The organism is Capnocytophaga sp. G1920 (genome assembly GCF_051417515.1).
The window spans coordinates 38185-58497 of the sequence record NZ_JBPRKH010000017.1; the positions used below are offsets into that span (position 1 = coordinate 38185).

The window sequence follows — 20313 nt, forward strand, 5'->3', positions numbered from 1 at the left end:
CTATAAAATTAGACTTTGTATTTAGCATTAGAATGTTGTATTATTTGCAAAAGTTGTTGCAACTCAGCAAGGGTAAGAGAGACATCATTCATATCATCTTCTTGCCAAAGACCGCTTGCCTTAATATTAGGATTAGACGAGTGCTTACCTAACCAATTTTTTGATGCTTTTATAATTCCTTTTTTACCTGCTTGACCAAGGGTGGATATGAGTTTCTTTTCCCAGAATTTCCGCTCGTTTTCAGTTTCTACTTCAAAAACGACAAACGAAAAATTCTCTTTCATATAAGTAGATACTTCTTTTTCTATATCTGTGATAGAATGTTTAGCTTTGTTTTGCAAGCTATTCCCTACATATTTTCTAAAACTACTTGCTTTCATATTTCCTCTAAAATGCTGGTCTAAACGGCTAAATAGCTTATTACCTCTTTGAGAATCTTTATCACTATCTGTTGTGTGAATTCCCACTCTCACAATTCTATCTTGTGAATAGCCTTGTGGATTTGTGTATATTTCTCCTTTTTCAAAGAAGACATAGATACCATTACGAGGTACAATCCATTTTTTACCTCTTTTCTTTTGGTAAGGGTAAGAAAAACGTCTTAGGGTATTAAAGAAATCGTGTAGCGCAGAAAGGAAAGTTTCGCTTGCTACAGTAGTAGGGTTGAGGTTTGCAATCCTTTTGTTTATTTTCTGTAACTCAGCACCCATTAGTTTTTGTTCTGCTACCCATTGTTTTTCTTCTTCTTCATTGAGTATTTGGAGCATTTCGCCATTTCCTTTTACACCTTCAAAAGGAAGTTCAACCTTTTTTAAACTACCTTTGAGAGACTTTACATAATCCTTGCCAGCCAAGATGACAAACTTATCTTTTTGCAGGTCGGCTACTTTTTTGAGTCGCTCAATTACTTTAGCACCCCACGCCTCATTTTCAGCTTTTTTGTTGCTCACTCTTTGATCGTAAGGTTCTATTACCTTATCTAAAGGCAGTAGGTAATGCTTGGCTGAAAGAATGTAGATAGCATCAGGTTTTAGCTTTTTAGCATAAGCTAAACTTTTTACAAATAAAGGGCTTTGGTACAATTTTTCAGCTTGTACAGGTTCAGTTCCTTTTTTGGAAACACAAGAGATTAGTACTATTTTTTTCATAACCTAATAGTATCTATTACTTTAACTCATTTATAATTTTACGACCAAATTGCTGAGTATTCCAAGTATCTTGATAGTCTATTTCAAATTCCTCAGCGATTTTTCTTAAAGCTTCCTTAACTGTTCCCTCGTAGCGATGTCCACAAATAAGAGTATTATTTTTGTTTATATACAAACAATCTTCTCCTCCCACGATAGCCTTAGGGTCTCCCAATGTATCAAGTATCTTTTTAGCGAACCATTCTATGCCATTTTCAACGGCTGTATCTTGATGAAATTTAAGCCCGTTTTCACCTGCTATTTTATGCAAAATTGCGGTAGTTACTTTTTGTTTTACATATACTTCTACAGCATTATTGTCATACAAAACGACTACATACTTTCCTTTAGCTGCTATTTCTTTATATTTTTTCATTGTACAAATATTTATTTTTTCTTTCTTCCTTTCTTTTTGCTTGTGCCAAATAGGACTCCCAATAAGGTTGCTCCTATTTTGCGTTCTACCCCTTGGCGAGAAATAGGCACTCCTATTCTGCGAGAAGCTTTACTGCGGAGTGCTGTAAGTCCTACAGCACGTTTCCACGAAAAAGAGAATCCTGTTCCTTTTAAGATACTGCTAAATAGTCTCATAAGTTGATTATTTAATATTAACTTTGCCTAAGTTTGGAACTCAGGCAAAGTTGAAAAAAGTGTGTATTGCTATTATACTAATTTTTTAATGAGTCGTGACAATACGCCGCCTTTCTTTTTATTTTTTTCTTTGGCTTTACGGGCTTTTTCCATTCTTTCGGCTATAGCTTTTCCTTCTTTGGTACGAAGGTCTACTTTACCATCAGCTTTTCTTTTTACCCCGCTTGAAGCTGTAGTTTTCTTGTCGGATTTTTTAGCTGCCTTTTCTTTTTCTTTTTTAGCAGCTTCACGAGCTTTCTTTGCTCTTTCTACCATTTCTTTGTATTCGGTAGTTCTTTTATCTACTTTTCCAGTTGCTGTTTTTTTAAGTGCCATAGTTTTAATATTTAAGGTTATACATTAGGCTTCGATTTCTAAATCATCAGCTTCTTCTACAAAATCGTCAAACAATTCGCTTGCTTTTTCATCGTCTATGCCAAGTAGTTCAGCAAAAGCAAAATAGTTTTCCATCTCGTCGGCAGTAATCACACCATCGGATGCTAATACTTGCAAGCTAATAAGCAATGTAGCTTCTTTTTCACCAGCTTTCACAGCTTTAGCAGCTTCCTCGAGATAAGCATCGAAATCGTCATCACTGAGTTTTTCTATTTTTTTGAAAGCGGCTTCTACTTCTTTTTGTAAGTCGTTGAGTTCAAGCTCTTCAGACAAATCGGCTACGCATTCTTGCGCAATTTCATCGTAAGCTCCTTGTGCAGTTGCAGCAGCAGCGATGAAAGGAGCTATAGTTTTTGATTTAATTCCCATAATATTAAATTTTTTTTTAAGTGTTAAAAAATGTTTTATTTAAGTACGATAAACTCCACTCGTCTATTTTCATCGGAGTTGGGGGTTATTAGTGTTTTTTGTTTGCTACTTCCAAAACTTCATAGCTGAGGCGACTACTACAGCTTTTTGTACTTCTTCAGTAAGAGGGGTAGTTTGAGTAGTAGCGGGTTTTTCTTCTTTATTGGCTAATAAAAAATAGGCGATTCCTGCTAAGAGTACTAACAATACAATCCACACCCAAAAAGGAATTCCTTTTTTACCACCTTCATAAGTGATTGCATACCCTACTTTGTAGTTAGGGTCGGTTTTAGGAAGGTCGCCTACTTGAGCTGTGATGCCATATTGTTCGGCTTTTTGTTGTAGTTTAGCAAGGCTGGGAGCTGTCCACATTTTGCAGAAAGCGATTTTATTGCCTTTTACTTTTAACCATTCACCATCTTGGGTAAAGCAAGCTTGGTCTTTTTCAAACCATTCATTTCCTGCTTTTTTCTCAGCCTCAAGGTCTTTAGTAGTGTAGAACAGTTCACCAATACCTGCATCGGGACATACACTACTTTTTGCGAATATTTGTTTTAGCTCACTTAGGGTTGTACTGGGGTACATTTCTAAATAAGCAGCAATAATACCAAGGGCTGTTCTATTCTGTGTTCTTCCTGTTACAAGAGCTTTTTTTGCCATTTTTATTTCTTTATTTAGTGTTAGTATGTTTTAGTGTGTTTTTTTAAAGAGAGTGCCTAAAAATAGACACTCTCTTAGAAATCAGTTCTTATCGCAAAGCTTCAATTACTTTTTTCCCAAATTGTTGAGTGTTCCAAGCTTCGTCGTAGTTAATTTTGTACTTAGCAGCTACGGTGCGCAAACCTTCTTTAGTACTGCCTTCAAACTTGCTTCCACAGATAACGGTACCTTTGGCATCGGTATACACACAGTAAGTTTCATCGGCAATAGCAGGAGCTCCACCTCCAAGGGCATCAATTAATTTTTTACCAAACTGACGAGTATTCCAAGATTCGTCATACTTGAAGTTGTTTTCATCAGCGATTTGGCGCAATGCACCTTTAGCATTTTCGTAGCGGTCGTACACGTCGATAGACTTGTTGTCGTAGATAGCCACGATATACAAATCAGTAGCTACCAATTCTTTGTATTGCTTAATCATATTATAAAAATTTTAAATTGTTTACTTGTTTATTTTTTTCTTGCCTTTTCGCGAGCAAGACTTTCTTTAGAACGCTCTATTTGTTTTTTGAGACTTTCAATAGCACGGTCGTGAGAAGCGGCTTTATCTACTTTAGTCTTTTTATAAGCGGCTTTACTACTTGGAGAAGAAGCTTTCTTTGCCATATCACCGTAATAAGCATTGTCCTTTTTCTTATTTTCTTTCTCTTTGTCTAATCGCGCTCTGAGGTCGATGATTTGTTTTCTGTAATATTCTACTGACATTATTTATTGTTTTTTGGTTTCTGTTGTTATCTTTTTTCAGGGGCAAAAGTATAATCGCTCCAAAAAATACGAAAGTCCAATTTTGTACAATTGTGTATAAATTTTCTGTACAATTTTGTACAGTTTAGTGTTTTTGTGTATATTTGCGCCCCAATTATAAATACTTGACGTGGAAAATGACAAATGATTTAGCTACTGATAACGCTTACAAACAACACATTAACCGCTTACAAAACGAAGTAAACCGCTCCTTTGGAAAAACAGTTACTTCTATAGCCGATTTTGAAGAATTATCGGAAAAAACACGTCTATCTACCCAAACCTTGCGCCGCTTTTTTGGGAAAATTGACAAGGAGAAACAACTAAGTATTACAAGTTTAAACTTGTTGTGTAACTACATTGGTTTTGCTGACTGGCAGAGCTTTTGCAACAACACAACCCCTGCTACCCCTACACAACTGCGCGAGGTTATCAACTCTTTCTACGACACTATTGCCTTCTCGCGTGCGAGTTTTTTTGACGTTAAACTGCGTGACACTCACGAGGCTTACGCTCCTATCATTTTAAACGATTTGCCTTATGCCTATTCGTTTTTGGAACGCTATAAAAATACCCCAAAAATCACTCAGTCGCTTTACCCTTGGTTCCCATACTACGATTATATGGCACAAGCAAGCTATGTACATCTCATCGAAACCTATCTCGCTACTCAACCTTTGGAGCATTTGAGAGTATGCCAGAATTCTTTTTTTGCTTATGGGGTGTTCTGTAGTACAAAATGGGGGGGGGGAGCAGGTTTTGTAGAAAAATATACTAAAGAAGCTGATAAATACATTGAATCGGTATGGCGAGATTATCCTGATAGTTTCTTTCATTACCCCGAAACGCGCTATACTATAGCCAAAGTGGTATTGGCTTATTTAAAAAACAACGAGCAAGAAGCGATACGTGTGGCTGAAGCTGCCTTGCACCGCAACCTGCGCGCTAAACCGTTGCAAGTGTTCAACGAAGAATTTAACACTCCTGATATTCTCATTTCTAAACTGTGTAATGCCCTTATATGGATGGGGAAAGTGGATTTTGCAATAGAGATCTATAGTACTTTTAGCGAGGAGCTTTTTCTAGCAAAAGACCCTGTGGAAAATATGTCACAGCATTTTGTATATGAGCGGGATACTCAATTTGCTGCCCAAACAGTAGATATGTTGCGTTTGTTTGACCCTTCTATTCCTGAGCTTGTTTCTAAACGTCAGCCGCATTGGAAAACGAGGGTATATGAAGAAATTCAGCAGCTTCTCATTGATTTGAAGGGCTGTAAAAAAGGAGAGTTGAGCAAACGTTTGACCTTAAAAGAGCGCTTGCGCACCCTTGCTAAGCAAACCAACTTCGGGGTCATAGAAAATTTGATACAACTATTCCAATAAAAAATAAATCTGTTTGAAGAATTTTATTCGTGTAGGCGTTTGCAAAACGTCCCTACACAACATACTAGAAAAGCTATTGATTACCAGAGTAATCAACTTTGCCAAAGGTCGTAGCACAAGAGACTATTAAAACTTTGGCAAAGTATAGCATTTTTCTTACTTCTTATCTCTTGCCTAAACTAAACTCCTGTGTAGTTCTCGGGGGTGATGAATTTTAGTTCTGCCTTCACGTCTTCACTTACTTCCAAGGTATCGATAAAACTGCTGATAGTCTCGGCTGTGATAGCGGTATTGGTGCGCGTGAGGGCTTTGAGGGCTTCATACGGATTAGGATAGCCTTCACGACGCAAAATCGTTTGGATAGCCTCGGCTACTACTGCCCAATGGTCTTGCAAGTCTTCGCGGATTTTATCTTCATTTAAAAGAAGTTTATTGAGTCCTTTGAGGGTAGATTGCAGGGCGATGAGTATATGACCAAAAGGCACCCCTATATTGCGCAATACAGTACTATCGGTGAGGTCGCGTTGTAGACGGGAAATAGGTAATTTTGCCGATAAATGCTCTAAAAGAGCGTTGGCTATGCCTAAATTACCTTCGGAGTTTTCAAAATCAATAGGGTTTACTTTATGAGGCATAGCCGAAGAGCCTACCTCGCCAGCTTTTATCTGTTGCTTGAAGTAATCCATAGAGATATATGTCCAAACATCGCGATTTAAATCGATGAGAATCGTATTGATGCGTTTGAGAGCATCGAAAAGCGATGCAAGATGGTCGTAATGCTCAATTTGGGTAGTGGGGAAAGAATGGTGTAAGCCTAATATTTCCTCTACAAAGCGGGTGCCGAAAGCCTTCCAATCGATATTAGGATAAGCTACTTTATGAGCGTTGTAGTTGCCGGTAGCTCCCCCAAACTTGGCAGCATAAGGTACTGCTATCAGGGTTTGTAACTGCTGTTCTATACGGACGACAAACACCTCGAACTCCTTGCCTAAACGCGTAGGGGATGCGGGCTGACCGTGAGTGCGCGCCAGTAGAGGGATATCTTTCCATTGGGTTACTAAACTTCTCAGTTTGCTGAGCAATTGCTCCAAGGCAGGCAAATACACTTGTTGTACAGCTTCCTTGATGCTAAGCGGAACAGCGGTATTGTTGATATCCTGAGAGGTGAGACCAAAGTGGATAAACTCCTTGTATTTTTCTAATTGCAGTTTATCAAAAGCCTCTTTAATGAAATATTCAACCGCTTTTACATCGTGATTGGTAGTTTGCTCTATTTCTTTTACTTTCAAAGCTTCTTTTTCTGAGAATTTCTGATAGAGTTTTCTAAGGTCGGTGTATCTTTCCTTAGGGAAATCGGCGAGTTGAGGCAAGGGGAGTTCGCATAGAGCGATAAAGTACTCTACTTCCACTTGCACACGATAACGAATAAGTGCCATTTCGGAGAAGAAAGGCACAAGGGAGGTCGTTTTATCGGCATAACGACCATCGATGGGGGAAATTGCGGTTAACATAATTTCAAATTAGAAAATTAGTGAATTAACGTGAGTTTGATGTAAGAAAAGTGTAGCTTACGCTACAAAAATCTTACAAATCTTAAAAAAAAATCAAACAAATAGATAGCAAGCTACCTAAAAGTCTCGCACAGATCTCACGGATTACACAGATAGTCTTTTAATTGACAAATGTGATGGGCACGAATTGGCAACTGCGTTGCTGGATTTCACAGAATAGTAATGAAAAGACAATTGTAAATCAGTATTGTATATATAGAACTGACGTTAAATTAGAAAATTAGAAAATTGTCTCATTGCTTAGTGTGTAATAGCCGGGTGAGTTTAATGGCTAAATCGGTGAAAATAACTTTGCCATTGCCGTTGCGCTCCACGTGTAACTGGGCTTCTTCGAGGAGGTTGTGTATTGCCTCGATATTACCGCCGTGGATAAAAGGGGCAAATTTGGCAAGCTGAAAAGTAGGGTCGGAGAATTGTATATATACCAAACCAGAGGCGGTATAGTTCAGCAGGAATGCCTGACGGAATACCTCAGCGCAGTACTGCAAAAACTGTTTTTGCGCCTCACGCCCAACAGTATTGATTTCGTCACTCCACTGCAAGAGTCCTTGTATGGAGGCTTTGTTGCCACGTGCGCGGTAAGCTGTACGCACCCACGCAATAAACCAACGCTCAAAAATGGCTTCTTCGCTTTCTTTGTTGTTCATCAGTTGGAGGGCTTTGTTGAAGTTTCCTTGAGCGCGTAGAGCTATTTTGGTTGCTTCGGCATCAGTTAAACCACGTTCTACGAGGGCTTCTTTGATAGCATTCTCACTTAGGGGCGGGAAACGCAGGATTTGGCAACGTGATTTGATAGTGTCTAATAAAGCATTCTCATCTTCAACCACTAAGAGGAAGAGCGTTTTATCGGCAGGTTCTTCGAGGAGTTTGAGGAGCTTGTTAGAGGCTTCGGCATTCATCTTCTCTGCCATCCAGATAATCATTATCTTATAACCACCCTCAAATGATTTCAGAGCTAACTTATTGGTAATCTCTTTAGCCTCATTTACCCCTATGTTGGCTTGTTTCTTCTCTATACCTAAGAACACGAGCCAATCAAAAAGGGAACCATAAGGCTGTTCTTTTACAAAAGCGCGCCATTCGTCCATAAAGAGAGCACTAATAGGGTCTTTTTTCACCTTGTCATTAATAGCTGTGGGGAAAGCAAAATGAAGGTCGGGGTGAGCGAGTTGGGCGCATTGAGCCTTTGCCTTGGGGTTATCGTGCGAAAGAATGAGAGTTGCGTAGCCGATTGCCATTGGCAGAGCGCCTTGTCCTTCGCCTGCCACAAATAATTGAGCGTGTGGAATGCGACCTGCTTCCACACTGGCTTGCAAATAGTTCTTTATTGTATTGTATCCTAAAATATTGTCCATTGTTTAGGTGTTAGATGTTAGGAGTTAGTATATACTGATTTTAATAAAGCAAAGGTAATAAAAATAATACTGTTCCTAACAAAAATAGTACTGCCAAAAAGTGAATTACAAAACTATTTTTCCTCAAAAATATATATTGTTGTACCAAACGTATTGCCCAGAACAACGAGTTGCCAAGTAAGAAGACCTTACCTAAATCAGTAGTGAGAAGTTCGTTAGTAAAACAAAAACAAACTATTGCTACTGCTACAAAATAATAAACTATTTGTATATTGAGAATTTGGATAATTCCGCGATTGGCAAAACTAAGTTTGTGCACCTCTTTTTTCCACTTAAAAAGTCTCCAAAACAACAAATGGAAGAGGGCAAAGAGCAAATTATAAAATCCTAAAAAGATAATAACAGTATACATTCTATTTCTTATAAATATTATTCTCCCTATTGATATCTACACTTCTGTTATTAGGGTCTAATACTATACTCTGGATATTGTTCAATGGCATATCGAGTTCAAAAGTGTAGGTAAGGTTACCCCAACCCCAAGCAGGAACTACCGTACGGGGATAATTAGGGTAAGTGTTTGGTTTTTCGCCGTAAGTCATTCGCAAGGGCACATATACGTATTGGGTTTTACCAGCTTTATCGGTTACAAAAAGGTCGATAGAAAGAGGCAGGCGTTCTAAGCGTTTGAGGGTAATTGCCGTTTTATTTCCTTTGGCTTCTACCTTGTCGATAGCGTAATCGGCTACGTGGTCAGTTTGCATAAACTCATTGAGGAACCATTGCAATTGCATTCCTGATACTTTTTCGGCTATGCGAATAAAATCATTGGGGGTTGGATTCTTGAAAGCATATTCGCGATAGTAGCGTTTGAGAGTTTTCATCAGTGCTTCGTTGCCCATTAGATAATCTAACTGAGTGAGGAAGAGCTGCCCTTTGTAGTAAGCGGCAATACTATAAGCGTAGTTCGTCGCATAACGGTCGGAATGAGTGATGGTAGGTTCTTGTAACCCCGATTTCACTAAGTTTAGGTAACCGTTGTACGCTTTATTAAAGGGATAGTTGGTTGCAGGAATGAGGTGCAACACTTGTTGTTCGGCAAGTGTTTGGATATAGGAGGTAAACCCTTCGTCCATCCACGGATAAGCTGCCTCATCGGTAGCTAAGAGGTGTTGAAACCAAGCGTGAGCCAGTTCGTGAATGGCAGTGCCTACTAAACTCTCATATTTCTTACCGCCTTCCATAAGGGTACACATTGCATACTCCATACCACCATCGCCTCCTTGAATGAAAGAGTATTGAGGCCAAGGATATTTGCCTATAAGTGTATTGAAATAATCGAATACTTTGAGCATATCGGGCTGGATACGCTTCCAATTCTCTGGATATTTTTTATAGAAGAAGTGTATGGTCTTACCGTCGGTGAGAGTGTGCTTATCGTGAGTAAACTGAGGGTCGGCAGCCCAAGTGAAATCGTGTACACGTTCGGCTACAAAGTGCCACGTTTTGGTTTTAGCTTTGGTTTGGGGTATTTTTACGCCCTTGTCTTCATAACCACAGCCCATTTCGTTAGGATTTTGCAACACGCCTGAACCTGCTACCACATAGGTTTTGTCGAGGGTGATTTTTACATCGAAGTTACCCCAAACGCCGTAGAACTCACGACCTAAGTATTCGGTAGTATGCCAACCTTGATGATCGTAAGCTACCATTTTAGGGTACCATTGTGCCATTGAAAGCGCTACACCATCGGGGCTATTACGACCTGCACGACGTATCATTACGGGCACTTGACCTTCAAAGGTCATATCGAGTACTGTTTTGCTGTGAGGTAGAATAGGGGTGGGGAGGGTTACTTTTAGGATTGTACTTTCGTGAGAGAAGGTAGCTTTTTGTCCGTCCTGACTCATAGCCGTAATGCGCAATAGTCCGATTTCAGAAGGTGAGAGTTTGGCTATACGACTCTCGTAAATAGGGTTTTTATCGGTGCCGAGATTGTTAACCATACGTCTATCGGGGTCGGGGATGGATTGCAGTTTGCTATCCATTTCGCTATTTGGCTGAAAAGCGTTGAAATAGAGGTGGTAGAATACCACACGTAGGGTATCGGGAGAGTTATTGGTATACGTGAGTTTTTGGGTGCCTTTATACTGAAAGTTTTTCACGTCCATCGTTACGTTCATTTGGTAATCAGCTTGTTGTTGCCAAGGGTTTTCTTGGGCTATTGCATTCAGCGTAAAAGCGAAAATAGAGAGTGCTAAGAGTATTTTTCTCATTATTATATTCTATTGATAGTTATTGAAAGTGCAAAGGTACGAAGTAATTAGCAAATTAACAAGTCGTGGCACGACGGGTAGGTGGAAAATTAGGAAATGAGGTGCGAGCCGCACAGGCAGTCGTAGCACGACAGGCTATTAACTTTGACAAAGTTTGAGATGAAAAAGCGATGTGTTGATACTGTTAGGAGTATTCGGAAGATATCGGAGATATTCGGAAGAAGGTTAGGAGGAATTTTGATGGAAAAAGGGTATTAGATGGGTGGGGTTAGCTTATAGAGAGCTTATAGGAAGCTTATACGAATCTTGGACGATTGGTATAGAAAGGGTATGTAAATAATTGATTAATAGCGTGATACAACAACGCTAAAAATGTTAAAAACGGGGTTTCGAGGCGAAAGAAAAAGGAAGAGGTGATAGGCCTTAAGCCATAGGCAATAGGGAATAACATCCCCCTTTACACATACTCCGCTATTGCAGTGCACATACACAGCTGTTGCTGGGTTTCTTAAAAGGAGGTACGAGCTTGTAGCTCGTACCAGCGAGAACGTTAGTCGTTAGGGGTTAGTAGCCCCCGTTCCCCCGAAGGAGGACAAGCCGAAAAAGTGATTTGTCGATTTGCTAATTGATAAATTTATTAATTCTTATGGTTCATCTATTCCACTTGGGTTGAGCCCTTTACCGCCTCCTGCTGTATAGCCACGGCTTTCACCGGTTTGCCAAGGAGATACCCAAAAAGCGTAAAGGTCGCCATTGGTAAGGTAGAACTTAAAGCGTACAGGCTTGCCTTTAAGCGCTGTGAGGGTAGCATTGTTTTTCCACTGTACACGCACCTTAGTGCCGTCGGTTTTTTGCAATACTACACAATTTTTCTTAGTAAAACCTGCAATAGGAGAGCCGCTTTCGTCCAACACTTCTACTAATAGTTTTCCTTTCTTGACTGCCACATTTACAAAGAGGTAATCGCCGTCAAAACTCACTTTTTCGGTAGTGGCAAAAGCCTCTTTCTTGTCAGCTTTGAGCGATACAAAACCATCACGACGTAAGGTAGCCAAGCCAGTGCTCATACCGGCATCCCACCAGATATTGTTTTTAGAGCGACCACTACTGTAAAAATAAAGCGAGTCGCCTACAATAATGGGCACTCCATTCACCGACTGCATATTGCCGTAATTCCAAGCCCCTTCGGTGGGGTTTACCCCCATAAAGGACTGGTGAGTAGGGCGTGCAAAGTGAAAGCCATCACGACTATAACCTAACTGCACTTCGTTGCGCTTAGGCATCATCGCTTTTTTGCAAATGCCATTCTCAGGTCCTTGCCACTGACTGTAAAAGCCGAGTATGATACTCTCATAGGCAATAGCATCGAAATTATAGATACCAGGAGCTACTTCGGGGTGGTCGGGGTGGCGTTTTTCTTTATCATCGGGGGTGAACCAGAATACTTGATATTTCTCGTGTAGCTGTCGACTCATCATATGAGCAAGACTTACAGCATCTTCTACATTAACGTGCTCTAAATAAGAGCGCGAACGGTTAGATACCTCAGGCACCGAATAGCGCATACTAATAGCCCAGCGATTGGTAAAAGGATTGTAGAACGCCGAACAGCGGTCGGTAATACTACCTGAGTGTGCTACTCCTTTGTCCGTAAAGTGAATGCCATCGGGGGAATATTTCAACACGATTTGGTATTGAGCATAGTCGCTTTTGTACTCTATGTTATTCATCGCTTTGTATTCTACATTGAAGAACTTAAAGCGTTTAGCGGGGTCTTTTTCCTGTTTGTCGAGCCATACTGTGGCAGCATCGCGGTTGTTCACGTCTACGTAGTTAGTGCCAGGCACTATGTCTAACGAAGGTTTCATCCAATGTTTACCATCAACCGATTCGGCATAGCAGGTAGCTAAACCGTGTTTGGCACCATTTGCTTGAGAGGCACCTGCTAAATACCACATCTTAAACTTGTTATCTTGCTCGTCATACCACACTCCATCGCTAAAAGGAGCAGCATAAGGATAGCCTTCCTTAGTGTTTTCCCAAGGTTTATCAGCTTTGAGTACTGGATTCTGAGCGTAGAAGCGCGGTGTGTGATAGACCTTTTGAAGGTGGTTTTCACTGAGCAAAAAGTCGTCTACAAACAGTTGCCTGCCTATATTAATAGGAATAACCGCAGGCTTGTGCTGCAAATACGGCACGGGCATTTCTTTTCTCTCAGTAGGCTCTTCATAACGGGGTGGCCACTGTGAAGGTAACGTTATACCATTATGAAGTACCTGACCGAAAGACTTCATACATAAAGTAATTGAAAGTAAAAGTATTATTTTTTTCATTAGTTTTCAGTTGTTAGTATGTCCTTAGAGGCACGAGTTACAAGCTCGCGCTAGTGAAAGGCTAATTTGCTAATTGACTTATCGGTTCATCTACGCCACTTGGATTGAGTCCCTTACCGCCTCCTGCTGTATAACCACGACTTTCACCGGTTTGCCAAGGAGATACCCAGAAAGCGTAGAGGTCGCCATTGGTAAGGTAGAACTTAAAGCGTACGGGCTTGCCTTTAAGCGCTGTGAGGGTAGCATTGTTTTTCCACTGTACACGCGCTTTGGTACTATCGCTTTTTTGCAATACTACACAGTCTTTCTTAGTAAAACCTGGAATAGGAGAGCCACTTTCGTCCAACATTTCTATTAATAGTTTGCCTTTCTTAACAGCTGCATTTACAAAGAGGTATTCACCGTCAAAACTGACTTTTTCGGTAGTGGCAAAAGCCTCTTTCTTGTCAGCTTTGAGCGATACAAACCCATCGCGTCGCAAGGTTGCCAAGCCTGTAGAGGTATGGCTATCCCAGAACACCTCGCTAAGCCTACGCCCACTGGCATAGAAGTAAAGCGAATCGCCTACAATGATAGGCACCCCATTTACCGACTGCATATTGCCCCAGTTCCACGCTCCTTTAGTTTCGTTCACATTCATAAAGGGTTGGTGAGTAGGGCGTGCAAAGTGAAAACCATCGCGACTATAACCCAATGAAATCACATTACGCTTTTGTATCTTATCCTGCTCGCATACTTTGTTTTCAGGTCCTGCCCACGCACTGTAGAAACCGAGTATGATACTCTCGTAAGCAATCGCATCAAAATTATAGATACCAGGCTCTACTTCGGGGTATTTTTCGTGGCGTAGCTCTTTATCATCGGGGGTAAACCAATAGTGTACGTACTTATCGCGGTCATCTTTGCGTATACGGTGGGTTACCGATACAAGAGTCTCTGGGTCTGAATGTTCTACATAAGCACGTGAACGGCTTGACACGGGGGTGCCATAGCGCATACTAATGACCCATTTTTTAGTAAAAGGGTTGTAGAAGGCTGTAGAACGGTCGTATATATCACCTGACTGTGCTACCCCTTTGCTCCAATGCACACCATCGGGAGAGTATTTGAGGACAAACTGCCAACGGCGATCGGACGGGCGACGTTCTACATTAAAGAGTTTCCAGCGTTTGGCAGGGTCTTTTTCATTGCGGTCGAGCCATACGGTAGCCGCATCGCGGTTAGATGTTTCTACAATATTAGTATTGCTATAAACCCCCATTGCGGGCTTTATCCAATGCTTACCATCGGTTGATTCGGCATAACCGGTGTAGAAAGTCTGCGGGTCTTCTTTGTGCAACGTGCCTGCCCCAGTAAGGTACCACATTTTGTACTTACCGTCACGCTCGTCATACCATACCCCATCGCTGAAAGGAGAGGCATAGACTGCTCCTTGGGTGGTTTTCTCCCACTCTTTATCGGGTTCCAATACAGGGTTGCCCGCATAGTAAGTGGGGGTGTGATAGACCTTCTGTAAGTGGTTTTCGCTGAGGAGAAAGTCGTCTACAAATAGTTGTCTGCCCGTATTAATAGGGATTACAGCAGGTTTGTGCTGTAAATACGGTACGGGCATTTCTTTTCTCTCAGTAGGCTCTTCATAACGGGGAGGCCACTCAGCAGGTAGCTGAATGCCGTTATGAAGTTCCTGACCGAAAGACTTTACAAATAAAGTAATTAAAAGTAAAAGTATTATTTTTTTCATTTGCTAATTACCAGCCTGGATTATTATGTTGAATATAGGGGTTGCCTTCTACTTCGTCTACGGGTAGTGGTAACCACTCATTCTTGTGTTCTTGGAAGCCAAGGTAAGCTGAATTGTTATACTGTTTAAAATTGGGGTCACTACCCTCCAATTCGCGGAAACGTTGTACTACCTTGCCCCAGCGAAGGAGGTCGAAAAAGCGATGCCCTTCTTGGGTGAGTTCTAAGATGCGCTCGCGTTCTATCACGTTCATATCTACTGAAGCTACTGCAGGCATACCTACACGGGCACGCACTTGGTTTACAGCATCCAACGCACTCAATGAGCCTTGTGTTCCTCCATTTACTACCGCTTCAGCATACATTAGTAATACATCGGCATAGCGAATTTCTATTTGGTTTAAGCCATTAGCGCGATTTTGCCACATAAAGAAATTGTTACCAGGGTTATTAGTAGGTAGCGTCCAGTCGATACCCTTACGGCAAGCTGCTTTATATTTGTTGGCTTGTGCATTTACTGAACCAAAACCATTCGCACCATAAAATTCGGCAAAAGTCTTATTGTCGAAAACGCGGACTTGGTCTCCTGTACGGGCATTGATTTCAGGTTTGGTATCATCAAAAATCAAAGTGCCAAACATACGTGGATCAGTATGACCTGAAGCATCTTTAGAATTGACAAAGGTATTATATACCCAATCGTGAATCACACTACTACTAGCATTTTTATCGGTAGGAGGCAAATAGCCACGAGGGTCGCGCCATACCCCACTGTTAGACAAACCAGGGTTAAAGCCCGTATTGGTTACATCACCCAAAAATTGGAGTTCAAAAATAGACTCATCGTTGTTTTCGGTAGCTACCTTAAAATTATCGTTATAATCGGCTACTAAGCGATATTTACCACTAACGATAAGCTCATTGAACTCGGCAGCTGCCTCGTTGTAATAGGTAGTGGTGCTGTTGCCATAATAGCGTTCAATACCCGAACGGTACAAATAAGCCTTACCAAGCAGAGCAATAGCCGAACCTTTGGTTACACGTCCTACCGATTCACCTTTCCAAAAGCCTTTTTCGGGCAAGAGTTCTTTAGCACGTTTGAGGTCGGAGATGATTTGTTCCCAGACAGCCTCAGGGGTTGCTTGAGGTTTATAGTCTTTGGCCGAAGCAGGCATCTGGTTCATCAGCGGAATGTTGCGAAAATTAAGAAACAAAAACCAGTGCGTATAAGCCCTTAAAAAATAGGCTTCACCTAAATAAGCATTCTTTAGTTGTTGGTTAGTGAAACTAACGTTAGGAATAACCTCTATCATCTGGCAGGCTTGAGAAGCCGCTGTATAGAAGAGGGCATAAGGCTGTACTACCGTATACCACGACGAGGTAAGTTGTGCTGAATACTGCCCAGGAGCACCATAATCGGAGCGGTCGCTACTCTCATCACCACGATTGATTTGCAAGCGCCCCGCAGTACCCATCGCACGAGGAGTAGTAATATAGGCATAGATACCTATCACCCCTTGATCTATCTTCTCTGGCGAACTGTAAAACCCATTTACGTCTTGTTGGTTAGGGTCACTCGCCAATTCATCGAATGTTTTTTCGCAAGCCGTAAGCCCTATAAGACAGGCTACAAATACAGCTTTATATACTATCTTTTTCATTTTGTTTTTAGTTTAGAAAGTGAGTTTTAATCCCATATTATACACGCGGGCATTAATCGCAGGAGCTTGAGCTTCTAAACCGTCAATACCTTTGTTGAACAAAGCGTTGCTACTTACCTCAGGGTCGTAAAGAGAATAATTAGTGAGGGTAAAGAGGTTTTGAGCACTGCCGTAAATACGCAAAGAGCGTAAGCCTCCTATCTTTTTGAGCAATGTTTCGGGGAAAGTATAGCCTATTTGCACGTTTTTAAGGCGCAAATAAGAGCCATCTTCTATATAGAACGTACTGGGCAAAGCGTTGCCCCCGTTGTAATTGTCGGTTTTAGCGATAGGTAACTTAGTGTTACGATTGGTAGGTGTCCAAGAATTTAAGGCATCTACAGGGCTGTTCAGATTATAATTGAAGTACAAATCATACTTTTTAGCATTAAAAATTTCATTGCCTGCTACCCCTTGAAAGAAAGCAGTGAAATCCCAGTTCTTATAATTCAAATTGAGATTATACCCAAAGATAAAATCAGGAGTAGGGTTACCGATTACTTGTTTATCGTCTTCTTTTAGCTGTTTAGCCAGCTTAGCAGTGCCGTCTTTGGCTTGATAAAGAAAATCACCTTGGTCACTAATTCCTACTACTTTATAGCCCCAAAAAGAACCAATAGGCAAGCCCTCTTTGGTGATGGTAGGACGGTCGTTGAAATTGCTACTCATCAGTTCCCCGCGAATAGGTTGTACTCCTTCACCCAATGCCAATACTTTATTCTTCATATAGGTAAGATTGGTTTGGAAGTTAAGAGTGAAATCATCCCATTTCTTTCTGAATTCCAAAGAAAACTCCAAGCCTTTGTTTTCAACCGAAGCACTGTTGTACACTGGCAAATTTCCCTTGTTGATAGTGATGGTTTGTCCTGAAGAAGGAAGCGGTTCGAGTGGTGCCAACAAATTGTTATTGCGCTTGATAAAATATTCAGCCGTGAAGGTGAGCATATTATCTAGTATTCCTAACTCGATAGCGGCATTAGAACTGATAGAAGTTTCCCACGTAAGGTTTTGTTGCGCAAAGCGGGTAACATAGCCATACTGACGGCTACTACCGAAAATAGCAGGTACAGGACCATAAGCCAAATTTAAGAAAGTATAAGGGTCGATAAAGTTAGCCCCCAATTCACCATAGCTGGCACGCACTTTCAGTTTGCTGAGTAGTTCGGTGTCGAACCAAGGCTCAGAATGGATATTCCAACCCACAGAAGCAGAAGGGAAATAACCTACACGATGCCCTTTGGCAAATTTGGACGACTCATCACGGCGCAAACTAAGCGATAGCAAGTATTTGTTGTTGTAGTCGTAATTCAAACGACCGAAGAAAGAAAGTAACGCACTGTTAAGTTGGTTAGACCCTACTACCCCTTCACCATTATACGTTTTTACAGTAGGGGATCCTAAATCGTGAACACCTGAACTGATAGAGTTTTTGCGGTAAAACTCACGCATCCAGCTGGTACCTAATAGCACATCGAAATTGTGTTTTTTCCACGAACCATTATAGGTAAGCAGGTTGTCGATGGTATAATTGAAGTTTTCGGCTCTGCTTTCTGAAAGTGAAGTATACGACTGACTGAATTTTGAATCGGCGGTACCATCGGCATTCCAATAAGTAGCATACGCTGGAGTATGTGTATAACTATTAGTATGCACATAGTTTCCTGCCAAATTGAGCTTGTACTGCAAGCCTTTCATCAATTTAAAAGCAGTACCTAAGCTACCTGTCACATTAGTATTGCGGGTATAAGCGTCTTGCGCATAGATTTGTGCTAAAGGATTGGTAATATCGCGATTGATAACCGAATAACCTTCACTTTGTGGCGTAGAAACATAGCGCCCTAAGTCATCTTTTACAGGTATGGTAGGAATTTCAAGCGGACGTATACTAGGAGGCGATATTTTTTTAGCAGTGGAAATACCCAAATTTTCCTGTATAGATACTATCCCTTTTTTGAAAGTGGAGTTGATACGAGCGTTGTACTTGTCGTATTCCGATTTGATGATAATCCCCTCTTGCTTTACATAGCCCAAGCTGGTGTTGAAAGTAGAGTTTTCGCCACCACCCGATACGCTGGCATTGAAGCTACTCATTGGCGCATTGCGGTAGTACAAATCTTGCCAATCGGTGCTACGGTTAGGGTCGGTAGGGTTTACGTTTTGAGGGGCACGGTTGTAAGCCGGACTGTTGTCGGCAACTTGGTTAGCAAAAGTGCGCCATTGCTCGGCATTCATCATATCGAGCATTTTAGAAGGCGTTTGGTAAGAATAAGAAGCATCGACCTCTACTATGGTTTTACCACTCTTACCATTTTTGGTAGTAACGAGTACCACCCCATTGGCAGCGCGCGAACCATAGATAGCTGCCGCTGAACCATCTTTGAGAATCTCTATCGATTCGATATCGGAAGGGTTAAGTGCCTCGAGTCCATCGGCTATTGCTCCATCGATTACATAAAGCGGTGCGGTAGCTCCAAAGGAACCGGCTCCACGCACTACGATATTTACTTCGGCACCCGCAATACCTCCGCGTTGCAAGATTTCCACCCCAGGTGTACGCCCTTGCAAGGCTGAAGCCACATTGGCAGTTACCTGCTTTTGCACCTCTTTAGCCGATACCGAAGATACAGCAGCCGTCATACTCGATTTCTTTTGAGTACCATAGCCTACGACTACCACTTCGTCGAGCTGTTGGTTTTCGTCTTTCATCTGTACGTTGATAAGCGAGCGTCCATTGACAGCAATGTTCTGGGTAATCATACCTATATAAGAAATCTCCAAAGTAGCCCCACGGGGCACATTAGCAAGGGTATAATTCCCCTCCATATCGGTACTCACTCCTTGGGTAGTACCTTTCACTACTACACTCACCCCCATTAAGGGCTGATTACTGTCATCGGTGACTCTCCCCTTTACCTCGAGCGTTTGTGCCCATAAAGAAGAAGTACCCAAACATAGCAACCATAGGGTTACTATATTTCTAATTGTTAATAAATATTCATTCATACTTCCTACAGTTTTAAATCACAAGGTCTGTTTTTACAGTATTTAATTTTACGGCGCAAAGTAAAATAAAAATAACAATATAAACAAGTTTTTTATTAAATATTTTTATTTAAAAAGATGGATTTACGCTGTAAAAGTACACAAGTGTCGGAAAATCAATTATTTAGTAGGATTATATTTTAGAAATATTTTTTTCTTATTCTCGCTTATGCAAAGAAAAAAATCTGATTAATGGTAAATGGAGAATGATAAATGGTTAGTTAAATCGCATCTAATGTGAAAGGTGGGGATAAATTAGTAAATGGGGAGCGTAGAAAATGTGAAAATGAGGAAATTTGGAAATGAGGAAATGGGAAGGTTGAACCTGTCGGAAGGAAACGGAAAAGTTCGGAAGAGAGCTGAGAGAAGTTTTGGTGAAAAAAGGCCGTAAGGAGGGTGGGGTTAGCTTATAGAGAGCTTATAGGAAGCTTATACGAATCTTGGACGATTGGTATAGAAAGGGTGTTTAAAAAGTTGATTCATAATATAATACAACAACGCTAAAAATGTTAAAAACAGGGTTTCGAGGCGAAAGAAAGAGAATCCTCACCCCGTCCCTCTCCCAAGGAGAGGGGGAGTGTAGTGACGGGGAAGGAGAAGAGAAATTAGAGAATTAGTAAATTTGGAAATGAGAAAATGGAGTGGTGTGTCATATCCTGAAATAGGTTTACACTAAAAACCATAAAAAGATATGACAATAGGGAGGAAAGAAACAGTTCGGTACAGTGATTGCTTTAAGTTGAGTATCGTAGAAGAGATTGAGAGAAACGGATTGAGTATTGAAAACTGCCGACGCAAGTACGGCATTGGAGGAAGTACAACGATT

At 41.1% G+C, this 20313-nt stretch carries 17 protein-coding genes; 1 reads left to right on the plus strand and 16 read right to left on the minus strand.

The annotated features are described in order from the left end of the window. Window positions 1–8: 8 nt before the first annotated feature. From ACSQ7D_RS09895 to ACSQ7D_RS09930, 8 genes are all read right to left on the minus strand, one after another. Window positions 9–1148, minus strand: a complete 1140-nt coding sequence (locus ACSQ7D_RS09895) for a DUF6884 domain-containing protein (protein ID WP_437136139.1) — start codon at window positions 1146–1148, stop codon at window positions 9–11. 16 nt (window positions 1149–1164) lie between these two features. Next, window positions 1165–1563 carry a hypothetical protein gene (locus tag ACSQ7D_RS09900; RefSeq protein WP_278636517.1) on the minus strand — a complete coding sequence of 133 codons (399 nt, stop codon included), beginning with the start codon at window positions 1561–1563 and terminating at the stop codon, window positions 1165–1167. An 11-nt stretch (window positions 1564–1574) separates the two neighbouring features. Continuing rightward, window positions 1575–1778 (minus strand): hypothetical protein, encoded by a 204-nt coding sequence (locus ACSQ7D_RS09905; protein WP_437136140.1) that lies wholly within the window; start codon window positions 1776–1778, stop codon window positions 1575–1577. A gap of 72 nt (window positions 1779–1850) precedes the next feature. Further along, window positions 1851–2153: a hypothetical protein gene (locus tag ACSQ7D_RS09910; protein WP_095901894.1), complete on the minus strand. Its 303-nt coding sequence runs from the start codon at window positions 2151–2153 to the stop codon at window positions 1851–1853. Between the two features lie 24 nt (window positions 2154–2177). Next, window positions 2178–2582: a hypothetical protein gene (locus ACSQ7D_RS09915; protein ID WP_437136141.1), complete on the minus strand. Its 405-nt coding sequence runs from the start codon at window positions 2580–2582 to the stop codon at window positions 2178–2180. A 105-nt stretch (window positions 2583–2687) separates the two neighbouring features. Beyond that, on the minus strand, window positions 2688–3281 hold the full coding sequence (locus ACSQ7D_RS09920) for a hypothetical protein (protein ID WP_437136142.1): 594 nt from the start codon (window positions 3279–3281) through the stop codon (window positions 2688–2690). 88 nt (window positions 3282–3369) lie between these two features. After that, the gene (locus ACSQ7D_RS09925) at window positions 3370–3762 is read right to left on the minus strand and encodes a hypothetical protein (RefSeq protein ID WP_437136143.1); all 393 of its coding nucleotides are present in this window, start codon (window positions 3760–3762) and stop codon (window positions 3370–3372) included. A 29-nt stretch (window positions 3763–3791) separates the two neighbouring features. Further along, on the minus strand, window positions 3792–4046 hold the full coding sequence (locus tag ACSQ7D_RS09930; protein WP_095901890.1) for a hypothetical protein: 255 nt from the start codon (window positions 4044–4046) through the stop codon (window positions 3792–3794). A 176-nt stretch (window positions 4047–4222) separates the two neighbouring features. Here ACSQ7D_RS09930 and ACSQ7D_RS09935 point away from each other — a divergent pair, with 176 nt between their 5' ends. Further along, a complete protein-coding gene (locus tag ACSQ7D_RS09935) occupies window positions 4223–5470 on the plus strand; it encodes a hypothetical protein (RefSeq protein ID WP_437136144.1) in 1248 nt (415 codons plus the stop codon). A gap of 179 nt (window positions 5471–5649) precedes the next feature. On the opposite strand, the gene purB is transcribed toward ACSQ7D_RS09935, so the two are convergent. The 8 genes from purB to ACSQ7D_RS09975 form a co-directional block, all read right to left on the minus strand. After that, on the minus strand, window positions 5650–6981 hold the full coding sequence (purB, locus tag ACSQ7D_RS09940) for an adenylosuccinate lyase (RefSeq protein ID WP_437136145.1): 1332 nt from the start codon (window positions 6979–6981) through the stop codon (window positions 5650–5652). A 293-nt stretch (window positions 6982–7274) separates the two neighbouring features. Then, window positions 7275–8396, minus strand: coding sequence for an ATP-binding protein (locus ACSQ7D_RS09945; protein WP_437136146.1), 1122 nt, complete (start codon window positions 8394–8396; stop codon window positions 7275–7277). 40 nt (window positions 8397–8436) lie between these two features. Next, on the minus strand, window positions 8437–8808 hold the full coding sequence (locus ACSQ7D_RS09950; RefSeq protein WP_111973394.1) for a hypothetical protein: 372 nt from the start codon (window positions 8806–8808) through the stop codon (window positions 8437–8439). A gap of 1 nt (window position 8809) precedes the next feature. Further along, window positions 8810–10672 (minus strand): M1 family metallopeptidase, encoded by a 1863-nt coding sequence (locus tag ACSQ7D_RS09955; protein ID WP_437136147.1) that lies wholly within the window; start codon window positions 10670–10672, stop codon window positions 8810–8812. Window positions 10673–11316: 644 nt separating this feature from the next. Continuing rightward, entirely contained in the window at window positions 11317–13005 is a 1689-nt protein-coding gene (locus tag ACSQ7D_RS09960) for a hypothetical protein (RefSeq protein WP_437136148.1), read from the minus strand. Window positions 13006–13066: 61 nt separating this feature from the next. Next, a complete protein-coding gene (locus tag ACSQ7D_RS09965; RefSeq protein ID WP_437136149.1) occupies window positions 13067–14746 on the minus strand; it encodes a hypothetical protein in 1680 nt (559 codons plus the stop codon). A 7-nt stretch (window positions 14747–14753) separates the two neighbouring features. Further along, complete coding sequence (locus ACSQ7D_RS09970; RefSeq protein ID WP_437136150.1) at window positions 14754–16406, minus strand: RagB/SusD family nutrient uptake outer membrane protein; 1653 nt, start codon at window positions 16404–16406, stop codon at window positions 14754–14756. 12 nt (window positions 16407–16418) lie between these two features. Further along, on the minus strand, window positions 16419–19448 hold the full coding sequence (locus ACSQ7D_RS09975) for a SusC/RagA family TonB-linked outer membrane protein (protein ID WP_437136151.1): 3030 nt from the start codon (window positions 19446–19448) through the stop codon (window positions 16419–16421). Window positions 19449–20313: the final 865 nt, after the last annotated feature.

Coding starts and splice junctions, on each gene's coding strand:
- ACSQ7D_RS09895 (WP_437136139.1), bottom strand. CDS start 1,148: ATGAAAAAAATAGTACTAATCTCTTGTGTTTCCAAAAAAGGAACTGAA.
- ACSQ7D_RS09915 (WP_437136141.1), bottom strand. CDS start 2,582: ATGGGAATTAAATCAAAAACTATAGCTCCTTTCATCGCTGCTGCTGCA.
- ACSQ7D_RS09955 (WP_437136147.1), bottom strand. CDS start 10,672: ATGAGAAAAATACTCTTAGCACTCTCTATTTTCGCTTTTACGCTGAAT.
- ACSQ7D_RS09970 (WP_437136150.1), bottom strand. CDS start 16,406: ATGAAAAAGATAGTATATAAAGCTGTATTTGTAGCCTGTCTTATAGGG.
- ACSQ7D_RS09900 (WP_278636517.1), bottom strand. CDS start 1,563: ATGAAAAAATATAAAGAAATAGCAGCTAAAGGAAAGTATGTAGTCGTT.
- ACSQ7D_RS09950 (WP_111973394.1), bottom strand. CDS start 8,808: ATGTATACTGTTATTATCTTTTTAGGATTTTATAATTTGCTCTTTGCC.
- ACSQ7D_RS09910 (WP_095901894.1), bottom strand. CDS start 2,153: ATGGCACTTAAAAAAACAGCAACTGGAAAAGTAGATAAAAGAACTACC.
- ACSQ7D_RS09935 (WP_437136144.1), top strand. CDS start 4,223: ATGACAAATGATTTAGCTACTGATAACGCTTACAAACAACACATTAAC.
- ACSQ7D_RS09930 (WP_095901890.1), bottom strand. CDS start 4,046: ATGTCAGTAGAATATTACAGAAAACAAATCATCGACCTCAGAGCGCGA.
- ACSQ7D_RS09945 (WP_437136146.1), bottom strand. CDS start 8,396: ATGGACAATATTTTAGGATACAATACAATAAAGAACTATTTGCAAGCC.
- purB (WP_437136145.1), bottom strand. CDS start 6,981: ATGTTAACCGCAATTTCCCCCATCGATGGTCGTTATGCCGATAAAACG.
- ACSQ7D_RS09925 (WP_437136143.1), bottom strand. CDS start 3,762: ATGATTAAGCAATACAAAGAATTGGTAGCTACTGATTTGTATATCGTG.
- ACSQ7D_RS09905 (WP_437136140.1), bottom strand. CDS start 1,778: ATGAGACTATTTAGCAGTATCTTAAAAGGAACAGGATTCTCTTTTTCG.
- ACSQ7D_RS09975 (WP_437136151.1), bottom strand. CDS start 19,448: ATGAATGAATATTTATTAACAATTAGAAATATAGTAACCCTATGGTTG.
- ACSQ7D_RS09920 (WP_437136142.1), bottom strand. CDS start 3,281: ATGGCAAAAAAAGCTCTTGTAACAGGAAGAACACAGAATAGAACAGCC.
- ACSQ7D_RS09965 (WP_437136149.1), bottom strand. CDS start 14,746: ATGAAAAAAATAATACTTTTACTTTTAATTACTTTATTTGTAAAGTCT.
- ACSQ7D_RS09960 (WP_437136148.1), bottom strand. CDS start 13,005: ATGAAAAAAATAATACTTTTACTTTCAATTACTTTATGTATGAAGTCT.